The following is a 23,110-nucleotide window of genomic DNA, read 5'->3' on the forward strand; positions in this document are numbered from 1 at the left end:
CATGAGCGGACAGAACCATTCCGCGTTTTCGTCGCACGGTCGGCTCGGGTACGTGCAACTGCCCGCCGCGGACATCGCCGCCTCCGCGGCCTTCTACGCATCGGTCTTCGGGTGGTCGGCCGATCCTGTCTCCGGCGGCTTCGAAGCGCCGGGCATGATCGGCCAGTGGACCACCGACCTGCCGGTGGCCGGCGCGGGCGGACCGGTGTTGTGGATCTGCGCCGACGATCTCTACCCGACTTTGGCGCGGGTGGCCGATGGCGGCGGCACCGTGCGGAGCCGGCCGAAGCCGGACAACGGCGAACGCTGGCTCGCCGAGATCGACGACCCGGCGGGCAACCGGATCGGCGTGGTGGTGCCGGCCCGCCGCGCCCGGTCGCAGACCATGATCGCGGTCCGCGACGTCGAAGCGTCCAGCCGTTGGTACCAGCAGCTCCTCGGCTTGCGCAGCGACCACGGCGGCCCGCACTACGAACGGCTGCTCTCCGACGGGGTCCTTGTGCTTCAGCTGCATCAGCGCGAGGTCGAACACCATCACGGCCTCATCGGTGACCCGGACCGCGAGGTGGGCAACGGCGTCCTGCTGTGGTTCGGCGACGTCACCGACTTCGACGGTGCCGTCGCCCGCGCGCGGCAGCTCGGCGCACCCGTCCTGCGAGCGCCCCACCGGAACCCGCCCGAAGGCGAGGGAAACGGTCCGGGGCACCGGGAAATCTGGCTCCAGGACCCCGACGGGTACACCGTGGCCGTCGCCAGCCCCGATGGGGAGGCGTTCGAGCCGTGATCACCACGAACCGGGTATCGCCTTCGGCAACCGAATTTTGAGTACAAGCGTGGTAAACGGGGTGCGATCGTGGCTATTGCCGGCATCACCAGCGACCGCGGGCGCGACGTGTCGAAGTCGCCTCCCGCCCCGCTCGCGAATTCACCGCCGTGGAGGTGACCGGCCGCCCCTGACCGTGCCGTGAATGGGGCGGTGACGCGAATCTCCCGGCAAGGCACGAAGATGATCAGGGCGATCCGGGGATTTCCCCGATGTGGGGTTCTGTGTCGCGTCTTACGCTCGGGCGCATGCCTGAAAGGACGGATGGTGATGCGCGGCTGCGGGTGTCTGACGCGGAGCGTGAGCACGTCGTGGCCCAGCTGACGACCGCGATCGGCCGCGGCCTGATCGACCTCGCGGAGTTCACCACCAGGACCGATCGGGCGTTGGCGGCACGTACCCGCGGTGACCTGAACGTTCTGCTCCTCGACCTGCCCGGGCTGTTCCATCCCGACGATCCCGCCGCCTCTTGGCAGGACGATCGGGTGGAGCTGTGGGAGAACGGCGGCCGCATTGTGCGCCGAGGCGGGTGGCGGGTACCGGAAACGCTTGTCTTGCGGCCCCGCACCCGCACGCTCGACCTCGACTTCGGCGCCGCCCGGATCGAGCACCGCCAGGTCCGCATCGAACTGCACGGTGGCAGCACACAGGTCAGGTTGCGACTCCCCGTAGACGCCACCGTGGACGTCGGCGGCCTCGCCACCAAGAGGGGGCGGGCTTCGCGCGTGCGGGACAAGACCGGATTCGTCGGCACCGGCGGCACCCCGCACTTCGTCCTGACCGGTCACTCGGCCAGCGGACAGGTCCGCCTGATCGCCGCCGACTTCCCACCATCGGCTTGTCACGCTACCCGACCGGAGCGATGATCAACATCGACCTGGTCTACGAGGACGTGCGCAACGCTGTCGCGGCGCACCCCTTCACCCCCGAACCGGAACGTGAAGCCAGTGCGCAGGTGCTCGGCTCGCCGACGGTGCCGTGAGCCGATCGGCCGTCAGTCCCGAGGCGCCAGGTAGCCCAGGGAGAACGCGGCGGCCACGGCGGCTGCCCGGTCGTTGACGCCCAGCTTTGCGTAGACGTGCAGCAGGTGCGTCTTGACCGTTGTCTCGCTGATGTAGAGCCGCTTCGCCGCCTCGCGGTTCGTCGAGCCTTGGGCGATCAGCTCCAGCACTTCCAGCTCGCGCCGGGACAGCAGGGCCGGGGCGGGTTTGCGCACCTGGCCCAGGAGCCTCGTCGCGACGGTGGGAGAAAGCACCGCCTGTCCGCGTGCGGCAGCCTCCACCGCGCGGACGAGCTCCGCCCTCGGCGCCTCCTTGAGCAAGTAGCCGGTGGCGCCGGCTTCGATGGCCGGCAGCACGTGGCTGTCGGTGTCGTACGTGGTGAGCACCAGCACCCGTGACGGCACCCCGCGCTTCGCCAGCTCCTTGATGGCGGCGACCCCGTCGGTCCCGGGCATCCGCAGGTCCATGAGGATCACGTCGGGGCGGAGGTGCTCCGCGGCCGAGACCGCTTCCGCACCGTCGCCGGCTTCGCCGACCACCTCGAAGCGCGGATCGGCGCCGAACATGCCGCGCAGCCCGTCGCGCACCACCGGGTGGTCGTCGACGATCAGCAGTGAGATCACCTCTCGCTCCCGGCGGGGATCGCCGGCACCGTCACGGTGATCGCGGTGCCCCCGCCCGGCTCGGACTCGATGTCCAGCCGCCCGGCGAGGAGCTGCACCCGCCGCCGCATGCCGGCGAGCCCGTAGCCTCCGTCCGCGGAGCTGTCGGCACGCTCGGCGTCGGGGCGGAAGCCCACTCCGTCGTCCAGCACGTCGAGCGTCACCAGGTCCTCCATGTACGACAGGGTCAGGGAAACCCGACCGGCTCGTGCGTGCTTGGCGACGTTGGCGAGCGCCTCCTGCGCGGTCCGCAGCAGGGTCACCTCGACGTCGGTGTGCATCGGCCGGACGTCGCCGGTCGTGGTCAGCACCGCTTCGACGCGGTTCACCTTCGACCAGCGCTCGGCCACGTCGCCGATCGCGTCCGGGAGGCGGGCTTCCGCCAGCGCGGACGGTCCCACCGCGTGCACCGTCCGGCGGGCCTCGATGAGGCTCTCACGAGCCAGGTCCATCGCGTTCCCCACGTGACGGCGCGACACCGCCGGCACGTGCGACGCCTGCTCGGCGGCCTGGAGCTGGGTGAGGATGCCGGCCAGCCCTTGCGCCAGGGTGTCGTGGATCTCCCGCGCCATCCGCTGCCGCTCTTCGAGCACGCCGGCCTCGCGGGCCTGCGCCAGCAGCTGAGCGTGCAGGCCCGCGTTCTCCGCCAGTGCGGTCTCCAGTTCGACGTTGGCCTTGTGCAGCTCGACCAGCGCCCGCTTCTGCCGGTGGTTGCGCCGGTCGGACATCACATCGGCGTGGAAGGCCACCGTGGCCATCACCGTGGTGAGCGCGCTGACGGCGGGCCACTTCCACCACTCGCCGGCCGTGATGTTGGCGGCCCCGCCCACGTAGGAGATCGCCGAGACCGCGGACGTGGCGACCACGCCGGCGTACCGCCACCGGCCCTTCAGGTACTGGAAGGCGTGCACGTAGCCGACGAAGGCGAAGAAGCCGAACCAGGGTGTGAGCAGCACCAGGCAGCCGGTCAACGCCACGAGCCCCGTGTAGTACAGACCCATCAGCGGGCCGTTGCGGTGCGACTCCGGGTGGAACGTGTGGAACCACATGACCCACGCGGTGAGCAGGACCGAGAGCCCGAGCACCTCGGGAAGGTGCTCCTCCCCGTTCCAGAGCGGCTGCAGCAGCAGGGTCATCACGACGCTGACCGCCAGCAGCGGGTACGGGAGCACCTTCAGGACCGCGGTCTCCTTGCGCTCCCAGCGGTCGAACTCCTCGCGCAACTCGGCCTCGACACTCACGACCCGCTCCCAGCATGGTGTCCGGCAATGATCGCACGTCCTTTCCCGGTGGAAGCAAAGCCTGCCGCCCGCCGGGGCGTGCCGGATCGACCACGAGGGCCGGGATCACCGCGGACGCGGTGGACCCCGTCATCCTCCGATCGGAGGATGACGGGCAAGGCGGGGGCGTGCCTCTTCGCACCTCTTGAACCGGCGAACGCCGTCTCGGTCCTCCGCGTCGGTTCGTTCCACGGCAACCCCCACTGCGCTGCGGACCATGTCCTGCGCGCTTCCCAGGTAACCGGCGGGGTGGCAGAGCGCGTCGATCCGGTCGTCCCCGAGGATCGCCGCGACATGCGGGTCCTTCCGCAGCTCGACGGCCAGCTCGGTGCCGGTGTCCCGTACTCGGCTGCAGGCCGCGTAGACGAGTTCGTGAGCGTGCTGACGGCCGATTTCGGGTGCGAGCGCCATCATCACGGCTTCGGCGGCGATGAGCCCGCCGGTCAAGCCCAGGTTGGCCCGCATTCGCTCCGCATCGACCTGCAGGCCGGCCATCGCCTGCTCGGCCTGGGAAAGCGAGGAGGCGAGCAGCAGGAATGCCTCAGCGATCACGGCCCATTCGACGTGCCACGGACCGGTGGCGCGCTCGAAGTCCTGCATCATCGCGTCGAGCATGGCGGAGGACTTGTCACGAAGCAGCTTCGCCGCCGCCACCATGAGCTCGCTGGAGATGGGGTTGCGTTTCTGGGGCATGGTGGAGCTGGCCCCCCGGCCTGGCACGAAAGGTTCGGCGAGTTCGCCGAACTCCGTCGAGCACATCAACGCGACATCGGTGCCGATCTTGCCGACCGAAGCACCGATCGCGGCGAGCAGGCCGACGATCTCGGCAAGGCCGTCCCGCGCGACGTGCCACGTGATCTCGGGGTTGCGAAGGCCGAGTTCCGCGGCCAGTTCGGCCCGGACCCGAAGGCCGGCCGGGCCCGGGCCGAGAGAAGCCAGGGTTCCGGCGGCTCCTCCGAACTGCACCAACAGGTCCCGCTCCCGTACCGCGGTCAGCCGATCGGCGTGCCGGTCCAGGGCGGACAACCAGACGGCCACCCGGTAGCCGAAGGTGACGGGAAGGGCGTGCTGGAGGTGAGTCCGGCCGGCGGTGACCGTGTCGATGTGCGCCGCGGCCAGCCGTCGCAAGTGCGCGCGCAGCCGATCGAGCGCGTCCGAGATCAGAGCCAAGCCCTCGGCGCACTGGAGAACCGTCGCCGTGTCCATGATGTCCTGGGTGGTGGCTCCCCAATGCAGATAGCCGCCGGCGTCACCACACTGCTCGGCGAGTTGCCCGACGATGGGCAGGATCGGGTAGCCGACCCTCTCCGTGTCGCGGCGAAGCCGATCACGGTCGAGCCGCGCCGGGTCGCACGAGGCCGCGATCACGTCCGCACTGTGGCGCGGTATGACACCGACCCGCGCTTCGGCCTGCGCCAAGGCGACTTCGACGCGAACGACGTGGCCCACATAGGACCGGTCGGAGAAGATCGCCCGCATCTCGGCTGTCCCGAACAAGTCCCGGAACAAGAACGAGTCGAAGACGGTGCTGCCGGTCATCGCCCGGCCTCTCCGCGGCGGGGAGTATCCATGTGGATGGCCAAGTACTTCTGCTCCAGGTATTCGTCGATCCCGGTGTTGCCACCTTCCCGGCCGATGCCGGACTGCTTCATGCCCCCGAAGGGCGCGCTGGGGTCGGACACGTAACCGCGGTTGAGACCCACCATGCCCGTCTCGAGCTGCTCGCTCATCCGGAGCGCCTGGCCCAGATCCCGGGTGTAGAGGTAGCTCACGAGACCGAACTCGGTGTTGTTGGCGTCGTGCAGGACTTCGGCTTCGGTGGTGAACGTCCGGATGGCCGCGACCGGGCCGAAGATCTCCTCGCGGGTGATCCGAGTGCCGGCGGGGACGTCGGTGAGCACGGTCGGCGGGTAGAAGTAGCCCGCTCCCTCGGGAACCCGGGCGCCGGTGCGCACCCGGGCGCCCGCGCCGACGGTTTCGTCGACCAGGTCCGCGACCCGGCGCCGCTGGCGCGCGTCGATCATCGGCCCGAGGTCGGTGGCGGGGTCCGTGCCCGGTCCGACGGTGATGGTGCTCATGCGCGCGACGAGCTTTTCGCTGAACTCGTCGACGACGTCGGCGTGGACGTGGAAGCGATTGGCGGCGATACAGGCCTCACCGACGTTCCGGAGCTTGGCGGTCATCGCACCCTCGACCGCGGCGTCGATGTCGGCGTCGCGGCAGACGATGAACGGAGCATTGCCTCCCAGCTCCATCGAGGTCCGCAGGACGGTGCCGGCGGCCTGGGACAGCAACGTGCGGCCGACGGGCGTGGAGCCGGTGAACGACAGCTTGCGCAGCCGCCCGTCCGGGAGGAGCCGCTCGGTGATCGCGGCGGCCCGGGTGGTGGGAACGATGTTGAGCACCCCACCGGGCAGGCCGGCTTCGGTCAGGAGCCCCGCCAGCGCAGCCGTCGTCAGGGGTGTCTGCGGCGCGGGTTTGACCACCATGGTGCAGCCGGCCGCCACGGCCGGGCCGATCTTGCGGGCCGGCATGGCCAGCGGCGCGTTCCACGGTGTGATCAGCAGGCAGGGCCCGACCGGCTGCCGGGTGACCAGCACCCGGGCGGTGCCGTCCTCGCTGACCTTCCAGCTCCCGTCGATCCGGACGGCTTCCTCACCGAACCAGTGCAGGTAGTGCGCGCCGTACTCGACCTCCGCCCGGGACTCGGCCAGTGACTTGCCCATCTCCAGGGTGATCAGCAACGCGAACTCGTCGATGCGCTCGATCAGCAGATCGTGGGCCCGCCGAAGGATCTCGCCCCGCCGGCGCGGGGGTACCGCAGCCCACTTCGCCTGGGCGGCGCTGGCCGCGTCAAGGGCGGCCAGTGCATCCTCCGGGGCCGCGTCCGACACTTCGCACAGTGTCCGCCCGGTGGCCGGATCCTCCACCGGGAAGCGGATTCCGCCGGACGCTGATCGCCATCGACCGCCGATGAACAAGCCCTTCTCGACACGTCCGACGGCATCGGGTCGAGGCAGGAAGGTGACCACGGGTTCCACGCTCCTTCCTATGCGAGGGCGGCGATCATGGCCTCGGCCATGGGGGCGCTGGAGGCCGGGTTCTGGCCGGTGAAGAGGTTCCGGTCCTGCACGTTGTGCGCTTGGTACGCCGGTCCACCGGAGTGCTTCGCGCCCTTCTGGCGCAGCGTGCCGGCCAGCAGCCACGGAGCGCCTTCCGCGGTGCCGAAGCTCTGCTCCTCCTCGTCGGTGAAGGCCGTCATCTCCCGGCCCGCGAACAGCCACTTGCCGTCTTCGTCCACAGCGGACAGAAGGCCGGCCGGGCCGTGGCAAACGGCCCCGATGATCTTCCCGGCCGCGTCCGCCTCGGTGAGCAGGCGGCCGAGGTCACGGTCCTGGTAGAGGTCGACCACCGGACCGTGCCCGCCGGGGATGACGACGGCGGCGTAGTCGTCGATGTCGATCTCGTCCAGCTTGAGCAGCGGACCGAACTCACTCAGCGCCCGCGCGGCGTGCGCCACGTAGTGCGCGCAGTCCGGGCCGGCGATCTCCGGGTCGGCGCTGTGGGCGTCGAGCGGCTGCAGAACCCCGCCCGGGGAAGCGAAGTCGACCGTGAATCCGGCCTGCACGAACTTCTCGTGCGGCGCAGCGACCTCTTCGGCCCAGTACCCGGTCGGGTATTCCGAGCCGTCGGTGCGCTCCCAGATGCTCGCGGCGGACATGACGATCAGGATCTTGCGCACGATTGTTCCTTTCTCTGACGGATCGGCGAATTCTCAGGCGTCGGCGAAGTCGGTGGCACCGGCGGTCTGCGCGGTGACCTCGAGGTTCGCGCGCAGGGCGTCGACCTTCGCGGTGGCGTAGGCGTGGGCGTCGGAGCCGAGCAGCCGGCGCAGCGGGCCCTCGCCGCTGACGACCTGGCGGATGATCGCCTCCGCGCCCTTGACCGGGTCGCCCAGCTGGCTGCGTGAGAGCTTCAGGTGGTTCTCGGTCATCTCACGCAGATCCGGGTACGCATCCGTCGTCGAGGCGGGCAGCGCGAGCGAGCCGGTGGTGAGGAAATCGGTGCGGAAGTAGCCGGGCTCGACGATGGTGACCTTCACGTCGAAGCCGGCCATCTCCTGGGCCAGCGCTTCGGTGAGCCCCTCGAGCGCGAACTTGCCCGCGCAGTAGAGGCCCCAGCCCGCAACCGCGGTCAGCCCGAGAACCGACGACACGTTGACCACGTGACCGCTCTTCTGCTCGCGAAGGAGCGGCAGCGTGGCCCGCAAGACGTTCCACACCCCGGCGACCTGGACGTCGAGCATGTCGCGGACGTCGCGGGCACTCGTCTCCTCCACGGCGGCCAGGTAGCCGTAGCCGGCGTTGTTGACGACCACGTCGAGGCCGCCGAAACGCTCCGTGGCCCGGCGGACAGCCTGCCGGACCTGCTCGTCGTCACGCAGGTCGACGGTCAGCGGCAGCAGCCGTGCGGTGTCGACGCGGTCACCGACGGCGGCCAGCAGCCGCTCCGTGGAACGGGTCGTCGCGGCGACCTGGTCGCCACGCCGGAGCAGCTGCGTGACGAGCTCCAGGCCCAGGCCGCGGGAAGTGCCGGTCACGAACCAGGTCGCGGGTCGATCCGTCGGGAAACTCATGGTCGTCCTTTGCTCGCGATTTTCGGGGGATGCGCCGCCGGGCTGTTCCTCGGTGGCGTGCTTCCAGAGTCGCCCACCGCCAGCCGGTTTTGAGGCCCATCTCGCGCCCTGTGGAGGCGCGGTCAGGGGAACCTAGGACTCTCCGGTCCACCCAGGACCGCGCCGGCTCGGGGATACTCGAACCCGTGCACAGGAACAATCAGGAACTCGCCGATTTCCTGCGGCGCGCGCGCAGCCAGATCGACCCCACCCGCGCCGGCCTGCCCCCCGACGGACGCGTCCGTCGCGTGCCCGGCCTCCGCCGCGAAGAAGTCGCCCGCCTCGCCGGCGTGTCCACCGACTACTACGCCCGCCTCGAACAAGGCCGCCGCATCGTTCCGTCCGCCGCCGTCGTCGAAGCCATCGGCCGCGCCCTCGGCCTCGACGACGCCGGACGCGCCCACCTCAACGACCTCATCGGCCTGACCTCGGCACCCACCCCCGGCCGGACCCGCGACGTCCAGCGCGTCCGCCCCGGCCTCTACCAGCTCCTCGACGCCCTCGACGGCGAGCCCGCCCTCATCCTCGGCCGCCGCACCGACATCCTCGCCGCCAACCGCATGGCCAAAGCCCTCTTCACCGACTTCGACCAGCTCCCGGTCACCCACCGCAACTACGCCCGCTGGATGTTCCTCGGCGACGGCGCCCGGGCCCTCTTCCTCGACTGGCCCGACCAAGCCCGCGCCGCCGTCGAAAGCCTCCGGTTCGAAGTCGGCCGCAACCCCGGCGACCGCGCCACCACCGACCTCGTCACCGAACTGCGCGAACACAGCCCCGAATTCGACCAATGGTGGGAACAACACCGCGTCCACCAGCGCACCCACGGCTCGAAACGCCTCCGGCACCACCTCGTCGGAGACCTCACCGTCGAATACGAAACCCTCACCCTCCCCGGCGACCCGGAGACCACCCTGTTCATCTACACCACCGAACCCGGATCACCTTCACGACGAGCCATGGACATCCTCGCCAGCTGGACCGCGTCCACTCCCGCCCTCGAACCGAACCCCGAGATCACCGAGCAGTGACATGAGTGCGGGAATGATCTGGCTGGCCGCGCTCAACGGCATCGTCTCCCTGGTGTCCACCGGGTTCGCGATCGTGGCGGCTGTCCGGCCGTCGGCCCTGAGCCACGAGAAGACACCGACCGGGGGCGAGCGCTTCTACGCATGGATGTACTCGGTCAGAGGGGTGCCGCTGGGACTTCTCGGCTGCGCGGTGCCGTTCGTCGCACCCGGGCCGGTCAGCGCGCTGGTGCTCATCACCGCCGCGGCCGTCCAGGCCGGGGACGCCGTCATCGGCGCTCGGCGGCGCGAGATACGCATGACCGTGGGGCCGGCCGTCGCCGGTGTCGTCCACGTGATCACCGCGATGGCGGTCGCGGCGCCGTAGGGTTGAGTGCGTCGGGGTCTGGCCGAGGACGTCCTCGAAACTCCGCGGAGCTTCTCCCTCTCCGCCGGGAGTCGCCGAGGTGTGCCTGCAGACCTCACCCGGGTGATCGTCAAGGCCTATCGGAAAAACAGTTCTACGCAACGCCTTCGGCCACTTCCGTGCGATGCCGGCCACCGTGGAAGGGATCTGGAAAGGGCGCTGCCCTCGGAGCCGGCCGATCAGGTGGTGGCGCGGTTCATCGCCGCCACGCCGAACTCGTCGTGGACGGGGCACCTCTCAACTCTGACGAGGGACCTCCGACCGCTCACCCCGGCGTCCCGCGCGGACGGTGACGCCGGGGACGCAGCTCACGTGTGGGTGTTCACCAGCTTCGGCCACAGCGTGGACCACGGCTCGGTCCGGCCGCTCGCGAGCCACAACGGCACGCCGTCGAAGTAGCTCGGCTTCGCCGCACCGGTGTCCACCTTCCCGATCGGCCGCAAGCCGGCGAAATGCCCGAGCAGCGGCCGCGGGTCGGCGCCCACGAACAGCACGTCGGTCAGCTGCTCGGACGGCACGACCAGCGTCGCGTACCCGCGGTTTCCGCTGGCCGGCTCCGGCAGGCCGAGGTCGCGGCCGTAGCGGTCGAGCGCGCTGGCCTCCCAGTAGGTCTCGGTCACCACAGCGGTCCGAGCTCGCTCGGACAGCTGCGCGAACGCGCCGGCCACCGAGAGAGCGGCCTCCGGCGAACCGATCTCGGTGAAGGCCAGCACCGGGGACGGCAGTGACGGGTGCTCGATCAGCCACGCCCGCGGCCAGACCGGCAGCGCGACGGGCAGGACGAGCAACGCGGACAGCGCATAGCACGGCCAGGTCGCGATCCACCGCCACCAGCGCGCCGGCTCTCCGCGTTCGAGCGCGACCGCGGCCATCGCGAAGCACACCGGATACATCCCGGCGAGGTAGTAGAACCGGCCGTTCACCGCCAGGAACACCACGGTCAGCAGCACCACCGTCCAGCCGAGGAAGCGGAGTTCCCGGCTGCGCAAGAGCCGCCACAGGCCGTAGCTGAGCAAGACGACACCGACCGGGAGCCCGGCGACGAGCAACGCCCCCGGCACGAACGCCGCCCGGCCACCCCAGGTGCCGTCGACTTCCGCCGAGATCGCCGCGCCCATGCCCAGCTGCGGCCAGCCGTGCGTGGCCTGCCAGAGCAGCGTCGGCACCAGCGCCACCGCGGCGATCGCGGCGCCGAGCCACAACCCGGGCCGGCGCAGCAGTTCCCGCGGTCCGCACACGAGGACCGCGACCCCGGCGGCGAGCCAGAAGCCGCCGATGAGGAACTTCGTGTACAGCGCGATCGCCGTGACCACGCCGGCCCAGACGAGCAGGCCGTCGGCGCGGGTGCGCAGCCAGCGGACCAGCAGCCACAGCACCAGTGTCCACAGCAACGGGTCCACAGTGGACGTCGCGAGGTAGTGCCCGCCCGCCAGGAGCTCCGCCGACACGCCGAAGGTGGCCGCGGCGAGCGTCTGGGCCTTCGCGCCGCCGCCCAGTTCGCGAGTGATCAGCGCGGTGAGCGCGATTCCGGCGAGCGCGGCCAGCATCGCCGGGATCCGCAGCACGAACGGCGAGTGCCCGAGCGCGTCCATCGCCTTGGCCAGCAACGGAAGCAGCGGAGGCTGGTCGACGTATCCCCAGGCGAGGTGCCGGCCGGCGGCCAGGAAGTACAGCTCGTCGCCGGCGTAGCCGTAGCGGGTCGCCGTCAGCAGCAACGGGATCGCCATCAGCCCGGTCACGATCGCCACCGGGACCCCGGCGACCGGCGCGACCGGCCGGACCGGGGCCGGAGCGGGCGCGATCGTCACTCCCACCGGAACACCCGCGCCGCGATCGTCGAGCAGACGACGGCGAAGACGGCCATCGCGCCGAGCTGGAGCAGCTCCGGGGCATCGCCGGCCCAGGTGGCACGCAGCGCGTTGAGCGTGCCTCCCAGCGGCAGGACGTCGGCGACGTGCTGCAGGAAGACCGGCAGCTTCTCCTTCGGCACCCAGACCCCGCCCAGCGCCAGCATCGGGAAGAACAACGCGCTCCCGATGCCACTGGCCGCGCGGCCGGTCGGCGCAAGGGCAGCGACCAGCAGGCCGACGGAGAACAGCGCGACGGCCCCGAGCACGAGCGACAGCAGGAAGCCGCCCGGGTTGCCCGGCAACGGGATGCCGAGCGCGAACCCGCCGACCCCGGCGATCAGCGCGACGACGACGACGGCGGCGGCCAGGTTCACCAGCAGCTGCGCGGCGAGCAGTAGGCTCGGCGACACAGGACTCGCGGAAAGCCGCTTCAGCAGGCCTTTTTCGCGGTAGGTGCCCATCGCGGCCGGGAACAGCGTCAGCGCCAGCATGGCCAGCAGGATCGTGATGGCCATCGGCGCGATCAAGGTGGCCAGCACGCTGTGCCCGCCGTACTCGGGATCCGGCTCGTTCACACCGGGCAGCAGCCCGAACACCAGCAGCAGCGCGAGCGGGATGCCGACGACGATGGCCGGCGCGCCCGGGTCCCGGAGGAACACCTTCGCCTCGGCGGTGGTCAGCTTGGTCAGGACGGACATGGTCTCCCCTTCATTCCGGCCGGTGGCCGGTCAGGGCCGCGAACGCGTCGTCGAGGCCGGCCTGCTCGACGCGCAGTTCCCCGGCGATCACCCCCAGGCGGGCCAGCAGCGAGGTCACCGCGTGGAGCACGTTGCCGTGGCCGCTGACGACGAGTTGCTCGCCGCGCCGCTCGACGCGGCGGACCTCCGGCAGCGCTTCGAGCACGCGGGGATCCAGCGGCGCCGACGGCCGGAACCGCACGACCTGCTCGTCGGTCACCCCGGCGACCAGCCCGGCCGGCGTGTCGACGGCGACGACCCGGCCGGCGTCGATGACGGCGATCCGGTCGCAGAGCCGTTCGGCTTCCTCCATGAAGTGCGTGACCAGCACGATCGTCACGCCTTGGGCGCGTACGGTCTCGACGAGGTCCCACGTATCGCGGCGGGCCTGCGGGTCGAGGCCGGTGGTGAGCTCGTCGAGCACCGCCAGCTCTGGGCTCCCGACCAGCGCGAGCGCGATGGACAACCGTTGCTGCTGACCCCCGGAGAGCTTCTTGTACGCGGTGTTCCGGTGCTCGGCCAAGCCGAGCGTGGCCAGCAGCTCGCCGGGGTCGGCCGGCGTCCGGTAGAACGCGGCGTAGAGGTCGAGCAGCTCGCCGACCCGCAGCTTGTCCTGCAGCCGGCTCTCTTGGAGCTGGACCCCGACGCGCTGGCGCAGCTCGGCGCGGTCGCGGCGCGGGTCGAGCCCCAGCACCGACAGCCTTCCGCCGTCGGGCACCCGGAGTCCTTCCAGGCACTCCACGGTCGTCGTCTTGCCCGCGCCGTTCGGGCCCAGGATGCCGAAGATCTCCCCGCGCTCGACGTCGAACGAGACGTCGTCGACCGCGACCTTTTCCCCGTACCGCTTGTGGAGGTGCTCGACTTCGATGACCGGCATGCCGCCGTCCCTTCCCGATCCGTTTCCGACAGATCGAGAATCCCGCGGCGACCCGGTCCGGCACGTCAACACAACGGTCCGCATCGCCTCCACCGTCCGGAGGAGGCGGTGGTCAACCGCGCGCGGGCGGCGGCGTGAGTGCCGGAAACCACATCCACGCACGTCAGGCGGCATGTCTGCACTCATGGAGAACTCCGCCGAGGCGGTCCTGCCGGCGTATCGCGAGCCGTTCGAACCTCGAAGACCGCCGGCGGCAGCCGACCGGGTGCCTTGCGACGCGGTGCCGCCTGGCGGCACCGGGCAGCCGCCCGCTCGGCCATTGGGTGCCGCGGCGATCCGGGTGTCGATCTTCCGGCGCCGCAACGGTTTCACGAGCGGAACGTGCAGTGGTCCGGGTTCGCAAGCGCGCGCAGGGCGAACGCCGTCTCCGGCCCGGCGTACTCTGCCGGGCGCCGTGGCAGGCGAAGGACTTTCCCACCGTGGCTCAGCTTCGGCATGAACTGCCGAGCGGGTTGCGGGCATTCCGCGGTCGGCCCTTGTGTGTCGGGCTGTGGTGGACGAAGCTGCAGAGCGGTCGATCCTGGAGGTGCGGGATGAGGTCCTGGACGGTTCTGCGAGGCGCCGTGGTCGCCACGGCGTTGCCGGCCCTGCTGGCGAGCGCCGGCACGGCCGCGGCACACCCCGACCACGGTGCCCACGGCCGGGGAATCGACCACATCGTGGTGATCTACGAGGAGAACCACAGCTTCGACAACCTGTTCGGCGGCTGGGAAGGCGTCGACGGGCTCCGGCGGGCCCACCCGCAGACCCAGGTCGCGCCGGACGGCCGGGCGTTGCCGTGCCTGCCGCAGAACGACGTGAACCTCACTTCGCCGCCACTGCCGGTCACCTGCACCGGGACGATCGGGACGACACCGGTCAGCTCGGCGTTCACCAACCGTCCTTTCGAGATCGACCGGTACATCCAGCCTTCCGACACCACCTGCCCGGCCCCGGGCGTGTTCCTGCCCAACGGCGTGCCCGAGGGGCAGGGGCTGCCCGGCGGCTGCACCCGGGATCTGGTCCACCGCTTCTACAACGAGCAGTACCAGATCCACGGCGGCGCGATGGACCGCTATGTCGCGGGCAGCGACGCCGTCGGGCTGACCATGGGCCACTACGACACGCGCGGCCTGCCGATCTACGAATACCTGCACGGTCGCAACGCGCCGGACTACGTGGTCGCCGATCACTTCTTCCAGGGCGCTTTCGGCGGGTCGTTCCTCAACCACCAGTGGTTGATCACCCCGAACACGCCGGTCTGGCCCGGGGCGGTGCGCGACGGCGGTGCCGACGACCTGCACTCGGTCGTCGGGCCGGACGGGTTCCCCGCGGGCACCCCGCTGCACCCGGCGACGCCCGGCACGGCCGACCGGGCGCTGACCCAGGCCGCGAACGCCGACGGCAGCTGCGTCGTCCCCGTGAGCGTGGGGGCGCCGCCCGCCGGGACGGTGTGCGGCGACTACGCGGTCAACACCGTCCAGCCGCCGTATCAGCCGTACCAGCCGGGCACCCCGGTTTCGCGGCGGCTGCCGCCGCAGACCACGCCGACCATCGGCGACCGCCTGTCGGCCGCGAAGGTGGACTGGGCCTGGTACTCCGGCGGCTGGGACAACGCCAACGGCAACGTCGGCGGTCCCGGCTGGACCAACGGCACCACCCCGGGAACCTGCACGAGCCCGCGCACCGCGGCCGGCGCGGTCTACCCGAACTGCCCCGACGCCACCTTCCAGTACCACCACCAGCCGTTCAACTACTACGCCAGCCTGGCGCCCGGCACCGCGGCCCGTGCCGCCCACCTGCGGGACGAGGTCGAGTTCATCAGCGCCGCCAAGGCGGGTCGCCTCAAGCCGGTGAGCTTCGTCAAGCCGGTCGGCGAGGAGAACGAGCACCCCGGCTACGCCAGCGAGGACGCCGGCAGCCGCCACCTCGTCGACCTGATCAAGGCCGTGGAGCACGGCCCGGACGCCGAGCACACGCTGATCGTGGTCACCTACGACGAGTTCGGTGGCCAGTGGGACCACGTGGCACCCCCGGCCGGCCGGCACGCCGTCGCCGACCGGTGGGGACCCGGCACCCGCATCCCCGCCCTGCTGATCTCGCCGCAGCTACGCCGGCCGTTCGGCGTGGACCACACCTCCCACGACACCACGTCGATCATGGCCACCATCGAGCACCGCTTCCACCTGGCGCCCCTGGGCAGCCGCGACGCCCGGGTGGCCGACTTGCTCGCCTCCTGCAGCTGATCGACGCGGTGCCCGCGTCCGAAGGGGTGCGCCGATCTCCGGCAGGGCCCCTGGGGTTGCGGATCGACGGTCATCGGTGAGCGTGCCGGCGGCACGGCAACCGGTGCGCCGGTCGCGTCCCTGATCGAAGCAGGCTGACCGTCGCCGTGGTCGGTGGCGCCGCCCAGGTCGACGGGCCGCTCGCTTCGGGAAGCCACAGCCGGATGCCGTGTCGAACGCACCGGGCGCAGAGGGTGGCGAACTGCTCTACTTCTTGCGCGACCGCTTGGTGCCGGGGCCGATCGGCTCGATCGCGAGCGGTCTCGCCGCGGTGGGTCGAAGGCCGGGCGGTGGTTCACCGCGACGACTCGGTCGGCGAGCGCGGCGAGCCGCGCGAACAAGATCTTCCGGAAGGCCAAAGTCGGCGGGTACGCCATCGGCTACAAGAAGCACCGGATCGCCCTGCCCGCACCGCACGCCGTGAACAGGCGATACTCCAAGAAGGTGGCGGAGCATGTGGGACGATGGCACATCCACACGGGCAGGAACCGGACGCCGAGGCGGGTGTTCCGGGTCTGGAGGAAGATATGAGCGACCGCCGGAAGTGATCGTCTTCCGTGACGACCCCGGCGAGTTCGCTGACGTGGCCCCCGAGTTCGTGACCCGGACCGGGGTGCCCGCGACCTTCGCATCGCTGGCGGTGCAGTGGCCGGAGGCCGCCGGCACCGAGGAAAAGCGACGGCTGCTGCGGTTCGTGGCCACCGCGGCCGGCGAAGGCCGCTCGCGCACGGCCAGGTACCTGGGCAAGGACGACCCCGAAGCCGACGGGCTGTCGTCGTTCCTGGCGGCGATCGACAGCGACTCCTGGTGGCTCGGGGACGTGGCGGTGGAGTTCGCCGCGGGGGAGTCGGTCGAGATGATCTGGTTTCCCGGCAGCGACGGCGTGTTCCTGCACATCGGGGCCGCGGCGGATCTGCTCGACTTCACGGTGATCCCGGCTGCCCACGAAATCGCCCTCGTCCTGGACTGGCAGTTGACGGTGCAGTGACCGGATTCCCCGCGCGCGCTTCTGGAGTTGCCCCGGCGGGGTGCACCGGACGCCGCGGTCGGGGTGAAACACCGCATCGTCGCTGAGATCGAGCGGTGGCTTCGCGCTGTTCTCGATGATCCTGAACGGTGCGGTGCGGGCCCGGATGATCCCGGCGAATCCGTGCAACGGCGTCCGGGTGACCAACGGGGAGTTCGGTACCGAGCGGCTGGTGGCCACCCCGGCCCAAGCGCTACGAGCTGGGGCTAGGCAAGTCGGGATTCGTGCTGTGCGTGATGGATGTCTATACCGGCACCCGATGGGGTGAACTTGTCGGGCAGCAGCGGCACGAGCACGACTCCGAGCGGCGGGGGATCGAGATCCGGACGCCGCTGAAGGAGGTGGGTGGGAAGGTCTACAAAGGAGGCCGGAAGAGTGATGATCATCACGCAGAAAATCGTCAGAGGCCGCCGACACGGCGCGGGAACTCACGGCCCAAGAAGAGCCGGACGAAAACGCCTGCGGGTACGAGGTTCGTGGCGTTGCCGCCGGGCATTGCGGTGCTCTATGAGGAGCTGATGGACAGCCACCGGGAGCCGTTCGTGCTGTGTACGCCGGAGGGGCATCCGTGGCGGCGGTCGAACTTCCGGATCCGGTTCTGGCGGCCGGCGTGGGACGGTGTCGAGCTCGACGACGCTGGGGCGGGGGAGCGGCGCCCGCCGATCCTGCCGACCTTCACGTTCCACGAAGGCCGGCACACCCACAGCACGTGGCTGACCGAAGACGGAATCCCGGAGGTCGCGCGCCGGGCGCGGCTGGGCCAGAAGATGAAGGGCGTCGCCCGCGTGTACGACCACGTGACGCCGGCGATGGTGAACCAGATCCTGGACGTCCTGGAGGAGCGCTGGCTGCGGTCGCTGGCGTCCCTGTATCCGGGGGAGCGGGCGAAACTAGTGTCCTGGTTCCCGCACCTGCGGCCGCGGCGGGCGATCGGGCCCCATCGCCGGATCGTCGCCGACTGACGACTGAAGCCCCGCCCCTCCGGGGAGGGACAGGGCTTCTGACCTGCGAAAACATGTGGTGCGCGATACTGGGATTGAACCAGTGACCTCTTTCGTGTCAGGGAAGTGCAATACCTGGCTTGACCAGGCAAAAGACGCACCACTGCAGGTCGCGGGCTCGGTCTGCTCCCCGGAGGGCTGCTTTCAGCGTGATTGGCGCAGACCGCTGTCGCCGAATGGTCGCCAGACGGGTTCAGCGCGGGGCGTACAACGCATGCTCGTAGCCAATCCGGGTGCCTACTTGACCGCGCTGCAGGAGGGCGCTTGGGTCGCGACGGGTCGTCGAGAAGGCCCTCGACCAGCACACCTGCGCTGAATCCTCGTTCGAGGCAGCGCTCCGGTAGCAGCCGGAGACGGAGGTCAGCCGTGAAGCCCTGGAAGGTGGCATTGTCAGCTGGCAGCAGCGGACCATCCTGGCCGCCGTCATAAGTGGCCAGGGCATCACCGACCGCGGCGACCGGCTCGCGCAGATCCCGCACCTGCTCGGCACCACGGGGGCGGGCTCGCCGACCGCCGCGGCGCTGCCGGTAGCGTCGCGAAGGTGGGGACCGTGCGGGTGACGTCGAAGGCCGCGGCGGACGTGGTGTTGCGAACACTGGTCCGTGGTTCGCGGCCGCCTGCCCGGCCGCGAGCCGCCGGGCTGGTCCTGCTCGCCCTGGTCGCGGTGGTGGCCGGCGGCCTGGCCGTGGTCCCCGACGCTCGAGCCGGGACGGGGACGCTCTGGATGACCGCGGCGCTGACCGCGGTCGCGGTCGCGCTGACGGTCCTGGATCCGCTGTGGGCCTGGCGGCTGTTGATCGTCCTGGTGGCATCGGCGGACCTCCTCTACGGACACCACGCGCGCTTCGGCTGGCCCTGGACACCCGGCTTCGCACTGGCCGCGGTGCCGGTGCTGGCCGCGGTCGGGCGCGTGAGCCAGGCGAGAGTGCTGGGAGGTGTCTGGCTGGTTTCGGTCACGCTCAGCGCGCCGACCGCGAACGTGCGCGACGAACTCGTCCCCATCGCGGTCCTGCTCGCGGTGCCCCTCGTGTTCGGGCACCTCGTCGCCCGGCTGCGCGGCACCGAACACGACCTCGCGACCGTCGCCGCGCACCAGGCCGTACTGGAAGAACGCACCCGGATCGCGCGCGAGCTCCACGACGTGGTCGCCCACCACATGTCGATGCTCGCCGTGCGCGCCGACTCGGCGCGCTACCGGTTCCCGGAGCTGACCGACGACCTGCGCGAGGAGTTCCGGTCCATTCAGGACACCGCGCGGGACGGGATGACCGAGATGCGCCGCCTGCTCGGCGCGCTGCGTGCCGCCCCCGGGCTACCGGAGACCGAGCCGCAACCGGGTGCCGAACGCATCGCGTCGCTGGTGGAGCGCGTCCGAGCGGCGGGCACCGACATCCGGCTGGACCTGACCGGCGAGCTCGAGAGCCTGCCCGCCGGGGTGTCGCTGTCGGCGTACCGGGTCGTGCAGGAGGCGCTCAGCAACGCCGTCCGGCACGCGCCCGGAGCGGCCGTCACCGTGGCGGTCGAGGTCACGCCCGGCGAGCTAACGATCTTGGTGCGCGACTCCGGCGCGCCCTCGGCGTTCCCGGGCGAGGCGCCCGGGCGCGCGAAGCACGGCCTGATCGGGATGCGCGAACGCGCGGCGGCGCTCGGCGGTAGGTTGACCACCGGTGCGCGTCCCGAAGGTGGCTTCACGGTGGCGTTCACCGTTCCGCTCGGCAAGGAGACCTGATGACCCTCACGGTCGTGATCGCCGATGACCAGACGATGGTGCGCCAGAGCTTCCGCGCGGTGCTCGACGCCCAGCCGGACATCCGGGTGACCGGTGAAGCGCGCACCGGAGCCGAGGCCGTCACCGCCTGCCGGGAGCTGCGTCCGGACCTGGTGCTGATGGACATCCGGATGCCGGAGCTGGACGGGCTGGCCGCGACCCGGCAGATCCTCGCCGGCGCGCCGGACGGCCGGCCGCGGGTGCTGGTACTGACCACGTTCGACGCGGACGAGTACGTCTACGGCGCGCTCGGCGCGGGAGCCAGCGGCTTCCTGCTCAAGGACTCGCCGCTGGACGACCTCGTCGTCGCGGTGCGGATGGTGGCCGCCGGGAACGCGCTGTTCGCGCCCGCCGTCACCCGCCGCGTCATCGAAGGGTTCGCCGCGCAGCTGCCGCGCACCCAGGACACGGCCCGGCTGCGGGAACTGACCGCGCGGGAGAACGAGGTGCTGCGGCTCATCGCCCGTGGTCTGTCCAATGCGGACATCGCCACCCGGCTGGTGATCGCCGAGCAGACGGCCAAGACGCACGTCAGCCGCGTGCTGGGCAAACTGCGCCTGCGCGACCGCGCGCAGGCGGTGGTGCTGGCGTACGAGGCCGGGCTGGTCGTGCCGGGTGAGTGATACCCCGGTGGTACCCCGCGGCCCGATGCTACCGGGGTAGCGGTCCAAGACGGCTCCGCAGGCCGACGACGCGGGCCTCGATCGTTCCTAGCTTGTCCGTGTGCGCAAAGGAAAAGTCGGCCTCGCTGTCCTGTTCGGTGGAATCGCCGCCGGACTCATCGCGATCACGATCCACCACCTCTCGCGTGGACTGCCCCTCGGCACCGACAGCGCGGTGTACCGGGCAGGCGGCCTGGCTCTGCTGCACGGCGAACCGCTGTACGACCCGTTGCTCGCGCTCGCCCCACCGGATCGGGCCGCGCTGCCGTTCACCTATCCGCCGTTCGCGGCGCTGCTGTTCGTGCCGCTGGCGGTGGTTCCACCGCAGATCGCCTGGCTGTTCGTGGCGATGGGTTCGGTGCCGGCCCTCGCGGCGGTGGTCCACCGCTTCGCCGGCAGCCTGCCTCCGGTCGTGCTCTGCCTGCTGCCCGTCCTGGAGCCGGTCTGGCGGCTGCTGTCGCTCGGGCAGATCAACGCGGTGCTGATGGCGCTCGTGGTGACGGACGTGCTGCCGGCGCGGCGGCCGCGGTGGGGCGGCGTGCTGGTGGGGCTGGCGGCCGCGGTGAAGCTGACGCCGCTGATCTTCGTCCCGCACCTGTTCCTGACCGGGCGGCGCGCCGACGGCGTGCGTGCGCTGGCCGTGTTCTGCGGTGCGTCGGCACTCGGAGCGGTGGTGCTGCCCCGCGACTCGCTGAGGTACTGGACGTCAGCCGTGGTGGACAACCACAACGCCGGCTCGATCGACTGGGTGCTGGACCAGTCCCTGCACGGGCTGCTCGTCCGGTCCGGTATGCCGTCGATCGGCTGGTACGCGGCGGGCACGGCCCTGATCCTGGCGGTGGCCGCAGTGCTGGTCCGCGACTTCCACCGCCGCGGCGACGCACGGGCGGCGCTCCTGGTTTCGGCCGGGTGCGCGTTGCTGATCAGCCCGCTTTCCTGGACGCACCATTGGATCTGGGTGGTCCCCCTGGCCGCCTGCCTGGCCGGCCGCCGGGCCGCGCTGGCCGGTGTGGCGGCCGTCTTCACCGGCCGGACCCTCACCTGGGTCCCCGAAGGAGCACACCGGGAACTGACCTGGAACCTGCCGCAGGCGCTGCTCGGCAACGCCTACGTCCTGGCCGCGCTGGCCGCGGGGGCGGTCCTCGGCCTGCGGCTGTCCCGACGAGGTCGGATACCCCGCCGGCCGGACCCCGGCGACCAGGGGAACACCCCTCACTTGTACGGCGAAGGAGCCTTGCCCGCGAGGTAGTTGAACGTCTTGACCATGTACGGCCAGAAGGTGCTGTTCACGCACGAGTAACTCGGCGTGAAGCCGTCGCACGCGCCGGGGCCCTCGAGTTCGATGGTGAACGACGCGATGCCGAGCTTGCCGTAGGCGTAGTCGTCCGAGCCGCCGGCAGCGTTGTAGAGGAGGTCACCGGCCTGGCCGTACGGGTAGCCGGAGAACGCCGACATCGCCTTGCCCATCGCGCGGAACTGGGTGTCGCTGGGAGTGTGGACGGTGTTCGAGTACTCCCAGGGCAGGATGATGATGCCGGCGTAGCTGTGCAGCATCAGGGCCGTGCCGCGAGCGGTCGCGTCGGGCTTGTCGGACGCGCCGTCCGCGCGGTGGTCACCGAAGAGCTGGGTCCAGAGTTGTTCCAGCGCCTTGTTCTCCGGCTCCGAATCGGCGGAACCGGTGGACGTGGACGTCGTCTGGTCGCACTTGCTGGTGTTGCTCTGCCAGTGGTAGCCGAAGTTCCGGTTGTTGTCGACGCCCGGCTGGCTGCCCGCCGAATCGCCGCAGCGCGCGAGGTCCGCGCTGGTGAAGTCGGCGTTCTTCCGGTGCAGCACCGGGTTGTTGCCACCCTGCTGGACGATGTTGACGCCGTCCGGGTTGACGATCGGGACGACCCACATTTCGGTGGTGTTCAACAGGTTCGTCACCGTGCTGTCGGTGCCGTAACCGCTGACGAGGTAGTTGATGTACTTGTAGGCGAGCTCGCCCGTGGCGATCTCCCGCGCGTGGATCTGCGCCTGCAGGAGGAACCGCGGTTTGGCCGAGTTCGGGTTCAGCGCGCAGTCGCCGCCGGCCTTCTTCGTGATGCAGATGGCCTTCAGGTCGTAGCCGCCGCGCCCCTGCTGCTTCAGCCACGACTGACCGTAGTTGACGACCGTGGCGAGATCGGGGTGCGCGGCCGCGGCGGCGGCCATGTTCGCGTAGTGCGCGTTGACCGTGTGGTAACCGCCGTCGTAGGTCTCGTCCTGCGGTGCCGCGCCGGGTGCCAGCCGCGGGGAGGCCCAGGTGGCCGCGGGGTACCGCTTGCTCACCTCGGTGACGAAGCCGAGCTGGGACAGTTCGGCCCCGGTGGTCTCGTCGCCGACGACGAACAGGTCGTCGCCCTGGCGCTTGACGATGTCGAGGCCGACGGCGGCCAGCGTCCGCGCTCTGGCCAGCGCGTCGTGGACGCGGTACTCGACCGGGCCGTGACCGGACGGCGGCGTGTTCGCCTGGGCGCTCGTGCCGGCGGCCAGGCCCACCGCCGCGAGCAGCAGCGCGGCGGCGACCGTGGTCACGGTGCGGGAGTTCCGCATGGTGCCTCCTTGAAGTGGCCGGCTAGGCCCGAATGGTAGACGCCCCGGAGTCGCCCGGTCACCGACGGGAGTAGGGAATCGACAGGCCGCGCCGCGCTCGTCGGCATCGGTCGTCGGCCGGCCCGAGCGGATCGCCTCGGCGCGGTCGCTCTGCTCACCTTCCCGAAGGACTCAGCACCGAACGGCCGGGAGAATCGCCGCCAGGTAGGCCGGGCCGTCGCCGGGGTCGTTCTCGGCCAGGGTGTACACAGCCCGGTCGTCGAAGAGCCGGTAGACCTGGCGCGGCCCGTCCGGGGTCCACGACGTCTTCCGCTGAAGGGCATAGACCGGCCACGGGTCGGCGTAGCCAGCCGTCATATTGTGCGGAGACACACCTCGGATGACCGGGGCCGTGTCGCCGGGCAGGACGGTGGGTGTA

General features: G+C 70.9%; 22 protein-coding genes. 10 read left to right on the forward strand and 12 right to left on the reverse strand.

Going from position 1 to position 23,110, the window contains the following annotated elements:
• Position 1: 1 nt before the first annotated feature.
• Complete coding sequence (locus QRY02_RS08025) at positions 2 to 784, forward strand: VOC family protein (protein WP_285990863.1); 783 nt, start codon at positions 2 to 4, stop codon at positions 782 to 784.
• A 287-nt stretch (positions 785 to 1,071) separates the two neighbouring features.
• Positions 1,072 to 1,689, forward strand: a complete 618-nt coding sequence (locus tag QRY02_RS08030) for a DUF1707 SHOCT-like domain-containing protein (RefSeq protein WP_285993796.1) — start codon at positions 1,072 to 1,074, stop codon at positions 1,687 to 1,689.
• Positions 1,690 to 1,817: 128 nt separating this feature from the next.
• Here the strand turns inward: QRY02_RS08030 and QRY02_RS08035 are convergent, their stop codons facing one another.
• The 6 genes from QRY02_RS08035 to QRY02_RS08060 all read right to left on the reverse strand — a co-directional run bounded on the left by QRY02_RS08035 (position 1,818) and on the right by QRY02_RS08060 (position 8,402).
• On the reverse strand, positions 1,818 to 2,447 hold the full coding sequence (locus QRY02_RS08035) for a response regulator (RefSeq protein WP_285990864.1): 630 nt from the start codon (positions 2,445 to 2,447) through the stop codon (positions 1,818 to 1,820).
• Complete coding sequence (locus QRY02_RS08040; RefSeq protein WP_285990865.1) at positions 2,444 to 3,727, reverse strand: sensor histidine kinase; 1,284 nt, start codon at positions 3,725 to 3,727, stop codon at positions 2,444 to 2,446. The genes QRY02_RS08035 and QRY02_RS08040 overlap by 4 nt, the downstream gene beginning before the upstream one ends.
• 129 nt (positions 3,728 to 3,856) lie before the next feature.
• The gene (locus QRY02_RS08045; RefSeq protein ID WP_285990866.1) at positions 3,857 to 5,305 is read right to left on the reverse strand and encodes a class-II fumarase/aspartase family protein; all 1,449 of its coding nucleotides are present in this window, start codon (positions 5,303 to 5,305) and stop codon (positions 3,857 to 3,859) included.
• The gene (locus QRY02_RS08050; RefSeq protein ID WP_285993797.1) at positions 5,302 to 6,786 is read right to left on the reverse strand and encodes an NAD-dependent succinate-semialdehyde dehydrogenase; all 1,485 of its coding nucleotides are present in this window, start codon (positions 6,784 to 6,786) and stop codon (positions 5,302 to 5,304) included. The genes QRY02_RS08045 and QRY02_RS08050 overlap by 4 nt, the downstream gene beginning before the upstream one ends.
• Positions 6,787 to 6,815: 29 nt before the next feature.
• Positions 6,816 to 7,508 (reverse strand): type 1 glutamine amidotransferase domain-containing protein, encoded by a 693-nt coding sequence (locus QRY02_RS08055; RefSeq protein WP_285990867.1) that lies wholly within the window; start codon positions 7,506 to 7,508, stop codon positions 6,816 to 6,818.
• Between the two features lie 33 nt (positions 7,509 to 7,541).
• Positions 7,542 to 8,402 carry an SDR family oxidoreductase gene (locus QRY02_RS08060; RefSeq protein WP_285990868.1) on the reverse strand — a complete coding sequence of 287 codons (861 nt, stop codon included), beginning with the start codon at positions 8,400 to 8,402 and terminating at the stop codon, positions 7,542 to 7,544.
• 185 nt (positions 8,403 to 8,587) lie between these two features.
• Between QRY02_RS08060 and QRY02_RS08065 the strand changes: the two genes are divergently transcribed.
• Positions 8,588 to 9,469: a helix-turn-helix transcriptional regulator gene (locus QRY02_RS08065; protein WP_285990869.1), complete on the forward strand. Its 882-nt coding sequence runs from the start codon at positions 8,588 to 8,590 to the stop codon at positions 9,467 to 9,469.
• 1 nt (position 9,470) lies between these two features.
• On the forward strand, positions 9,471 to 9,833 hold the full coding sequence (locus QRY02_RS08070) for a hypothetical protein (protein ID WP_285990870.1): 363 nt from the start codon (positions 9,471 to 9,473) through the stop codon (positions 9,831 to 9,833).
• 347 nt (positions 9,834 to 10,180) lie between these two features.
• Here the strand turns inward: QRY02_RS08070 and QRY02_RS08075 are convergent, their stop codons facing one another.
• The 3 genes from QRY02_RS08075 to QRY02_RS08085 all read right to left on the reverse strand — a co-directional run bounded on the left by QRY02_RS08075 (position 10,181) and on the right by QRY02_RS08085 (position 13,336).
• The gene (locus QRY02_RS08075) at positions 10,181 to 11,599 is read right to left on the reverse strand and encodes an ArnT family glycosyltransferase (RefSeq protein WP_285993798.1); all 1,419 of its coding nucleotides are present in this window, start codon (positions 11,597 to 11,599) and stop codon (positions 10,181 to 10,183) included.
• Positions 11,600 to 11,676: 77 nt separating this feature from the next.
• Positions 11,677 to 12,420 carry an ABC transporter permease gene (locus QRY02_RS08080; protein WP_285990871.1) on the reverse strand — a complete coding sequence of 248 codons (744 nt, stop codon included), beginning with the start codon at positions 12,418 to 12,420 and terminating at the stop codon, positions 11,677 to 11,679.
• Positions 12,421 to 12,430: 10 nt separating this feature from the next.
• Positions 12,431 to 13,336: an ABC transporter ATP-binding protein gene (locus QRY02_RS08085; protein ID WP_285990872.1), complete on the reverse strand. Its 906-nt coding sequence runs from the start codon at positions 13,334 to 13,336 to the stop codon at positions 12,431 to 12,433.
• 593 nt (positions 13,337 to 13,929) lie between these two features.
• Between QRY02_RS08085 and acpA the strand changes: the two genes are divergently transcribed.
• Together acpA and QRY02_RS08095 are read left to right on the forward strand one after the other, a co-directional pair.
• Positions 13,930 to 15,621: an acid phosphatase gene (acpA, locus tag QRY02_RS08090; protein WP_285990873.1), complete on the forward strand. Its 1,692-nt coding sequence runs from the start codon at positions 13,930 to 13,932 to the stop codon at positions 15,619 to 15,621.
• A 583-nt stretch (positions 15,622 to 16,204) separates the two neighbouring features.
• Positions 16,205 to 16,648 (forward strand): hypothetical protein, encoded by a 444-nt coding sequence (locus QRY02_RS08095; protein ID WP_285990874.1) that lies wholly within the window; start codon positions 16,205 to 16,207, stop codon positions 16,646 to 16,648.
• 245 nt (positions 16,649 to 16,893) lie between these two features.
• On the opposite strand, the gene QRY02_RS08100 is transcribed toward QRY02_RS08095, so the two are convergent.
• Positions 16,894 to 17,076: a hypothetical protein gene (locus tag QRY02_RS08100; protein WP_285990875.1), complete on the reverse strand. Its 183-nt coding sequence runs from the start codon at positions 17,074 to 17,076 to the stop codon at positions 16,894 to 16,896.
• A 93-nt stretch (positions 17,077 to 17,169) separates the two neighbouring features.
• Here QRY02_RS08100 and QRY02_RS08105 point away from each other — a divergent pair, with 93 nt between their 5' ends.
• From QRY02_RS08105 to QRY02_RS08120, 4 genes are all read left to right on the forward strand, one after another.
• Entirely contained in the window at positions 17,170 to 17,649 is a 480-nt protein-coding gene (locus tag QRY02_RS08105; protein WP_285990876.1) for a site-specific integrase, read from the forward strand.
• Between the two features lie 580 nt (positions 17,650 to 18,229).
• Positions 18,230 to 19,417, forward strand: coding sequence for a sensor histidine kinase (locus QRY02_RS08110; RefSeq protein ID WP_285990877.1), 1,188 nt, complete (start codon positions 18,230 to 18,232; stop codon positions 19,415 to 19,417).
• Positions 19,417 to 20,079 carry a response regulator gene (locus tag QRY02_RS08115; protein WP_285990878.1) on the forward strand — a complete coding sequence of 221 codons (663 nt, stop codon included), beginning with the start codon at positions 19,417 to 19,419 and terminating at the stop codon, positions 20,077 to 20,079. Before QRY02_RS08110 ends, QRY02_RS08115 begins: the two co-directional genes overlap by 1 nt.
• Positions 20,080 to 20,179: 100 nt before the next feature.
• Positions 20,180 to 21,367, forward strand: coding sequence for a glycosyltransferase 87 family protein (locus QRY02_RS08120; protein ID WP_285990879.1), 1,188 nt, complete (start codon positions 20,180 to 20,182; stop codon positions 21,365 to 21,367).
• Here the strand turns inward: QRY02_RS08120 and QRY02_RS08125 are convergent.
• Both QRY02_RS08125 and QRY02_RS08130 read right to left on the reverse strand, forming a co-directional pair.
• On the reverse strand, positions 21,331 to 22,692 hold the full coding sequence (locus QRY02_RS08125; RefSeq protein WP_285990880.1) for a M14 family zinc carboxypeptidase: 1,362 nt from the start codon (positions 22,690 to 22,692) through the stop codon (positions 21,331 to 21,333). The two genes, QRY02_RS08120 and QRY02_RS08125, sit on opposite strands and share 37 nt — an antisense overlap.
• A gap of 171 nt (positions 22,693 to 22,863) precedes the next feature.
• Positions 22,864 to 23,049: a hypothetical protein gene (locus tag QRY02_RS08130; RefSeq protein ID WP_285990881.1), complete on the reverse strand. Its 186-nt coding sequence runs from the start codon at positions 23,047 to 23,049 to the stop codon at positions 22,864 to 22,866.
• Positions 23,050 to 23,110: the final 61 nt, after the last annotated feature.

The organism is Amycolatopsis sp. DG1A-15b, assembly GCF_030285645.1.
Taxonomy (GTDB): Bacteria; Actinomycetota; Actinomycetes; order Mycobacteriales; family Pseudonocardiaceae; genus Amycolatopsis.

Coding starts and splice junctions, on each gene's coding strand:
- QRY02_RS08025 (WP_285990863.1), top strand. CDS start 2: ATGAGCGGACAGAACCATTCCGCGTTTTCGTCGCACGGTCGGCTCGGG.
- QRY02_RS08030 (WP_285993796.1), top strand. CDS start 1,072: ATGCCTGAAAGGACGGATGGTGATGCGCGGCTGCGGGTGTCTGACGCG.
- QRY02_RS08045 (WP_285990866.1), bottom strand. CDS start 5,305: ATGACCGGCAGCACCGTCTTCGACTCGTTCTTGTTCCGGGACTTGTTC.
- QRY02_RS08060 (WP_285990868.1), bottom strand. CDS start 8,402: ATGAGTTTCCCGACGGATCGACCCGCGACCTGGTTCGTGACCGGCACT.
- QRY02_RS08070 (WP_285990870.1), top strand. CDS start 9,471: ATGAGTGCGGGAATGATCTGGCTGGCCGCGCTCAACGGCATCGTCTCC.
- QRY02_RS08075 (WP_285993798.1), bottom strand. CDS start 11,599: ATGGCGATCCCGTTGCTGCTGACGGCGACCCGCTACGGCTACGCCGGC.
- QRY02_RS08080 (WP_285990871.1), bottom strand. CDS start 12,420: ATGTCCGTCCTGACCAAGCTGACCACCGCCGAGGCGAAGGTGTTCCTC.
- QRY02_RS08085 (WP_285990872.1), bottom strand. CDS start 13,336: ATGCCGGTCATCGAAGTCGAGCACCTCCACAAGCGGTACGGGGAAAAG.
- acpA (WP_285990873.1), top strand. CDS start 13,930: ATGAGGTCCTGGACGGTTCTGCGAGGCGCCGTGGTCGCCACGGCGTTG.
- QRY02_RS08115 (WP_285990878.1), top strand. CDS start 19,417: ATGACCCTCACGGTCGTGATCGCCGATGACCAGACGATGGTGCGCCAG.
- QRY02_RS08125 (WP_285990880.1), bottom strand. CDS start 22,692: ATGCGGAACTCCCGCACCGTGACCACGGTCGCCGCCGCGCTGCTGCTC.
- QRY02_RS08130 (WP_285990881.1), bottom strand. CDS start 23,049: ATGACGGCTGGCTACGCCGACCCGTGGCCGGTCTATGCCCTTCAGCGG.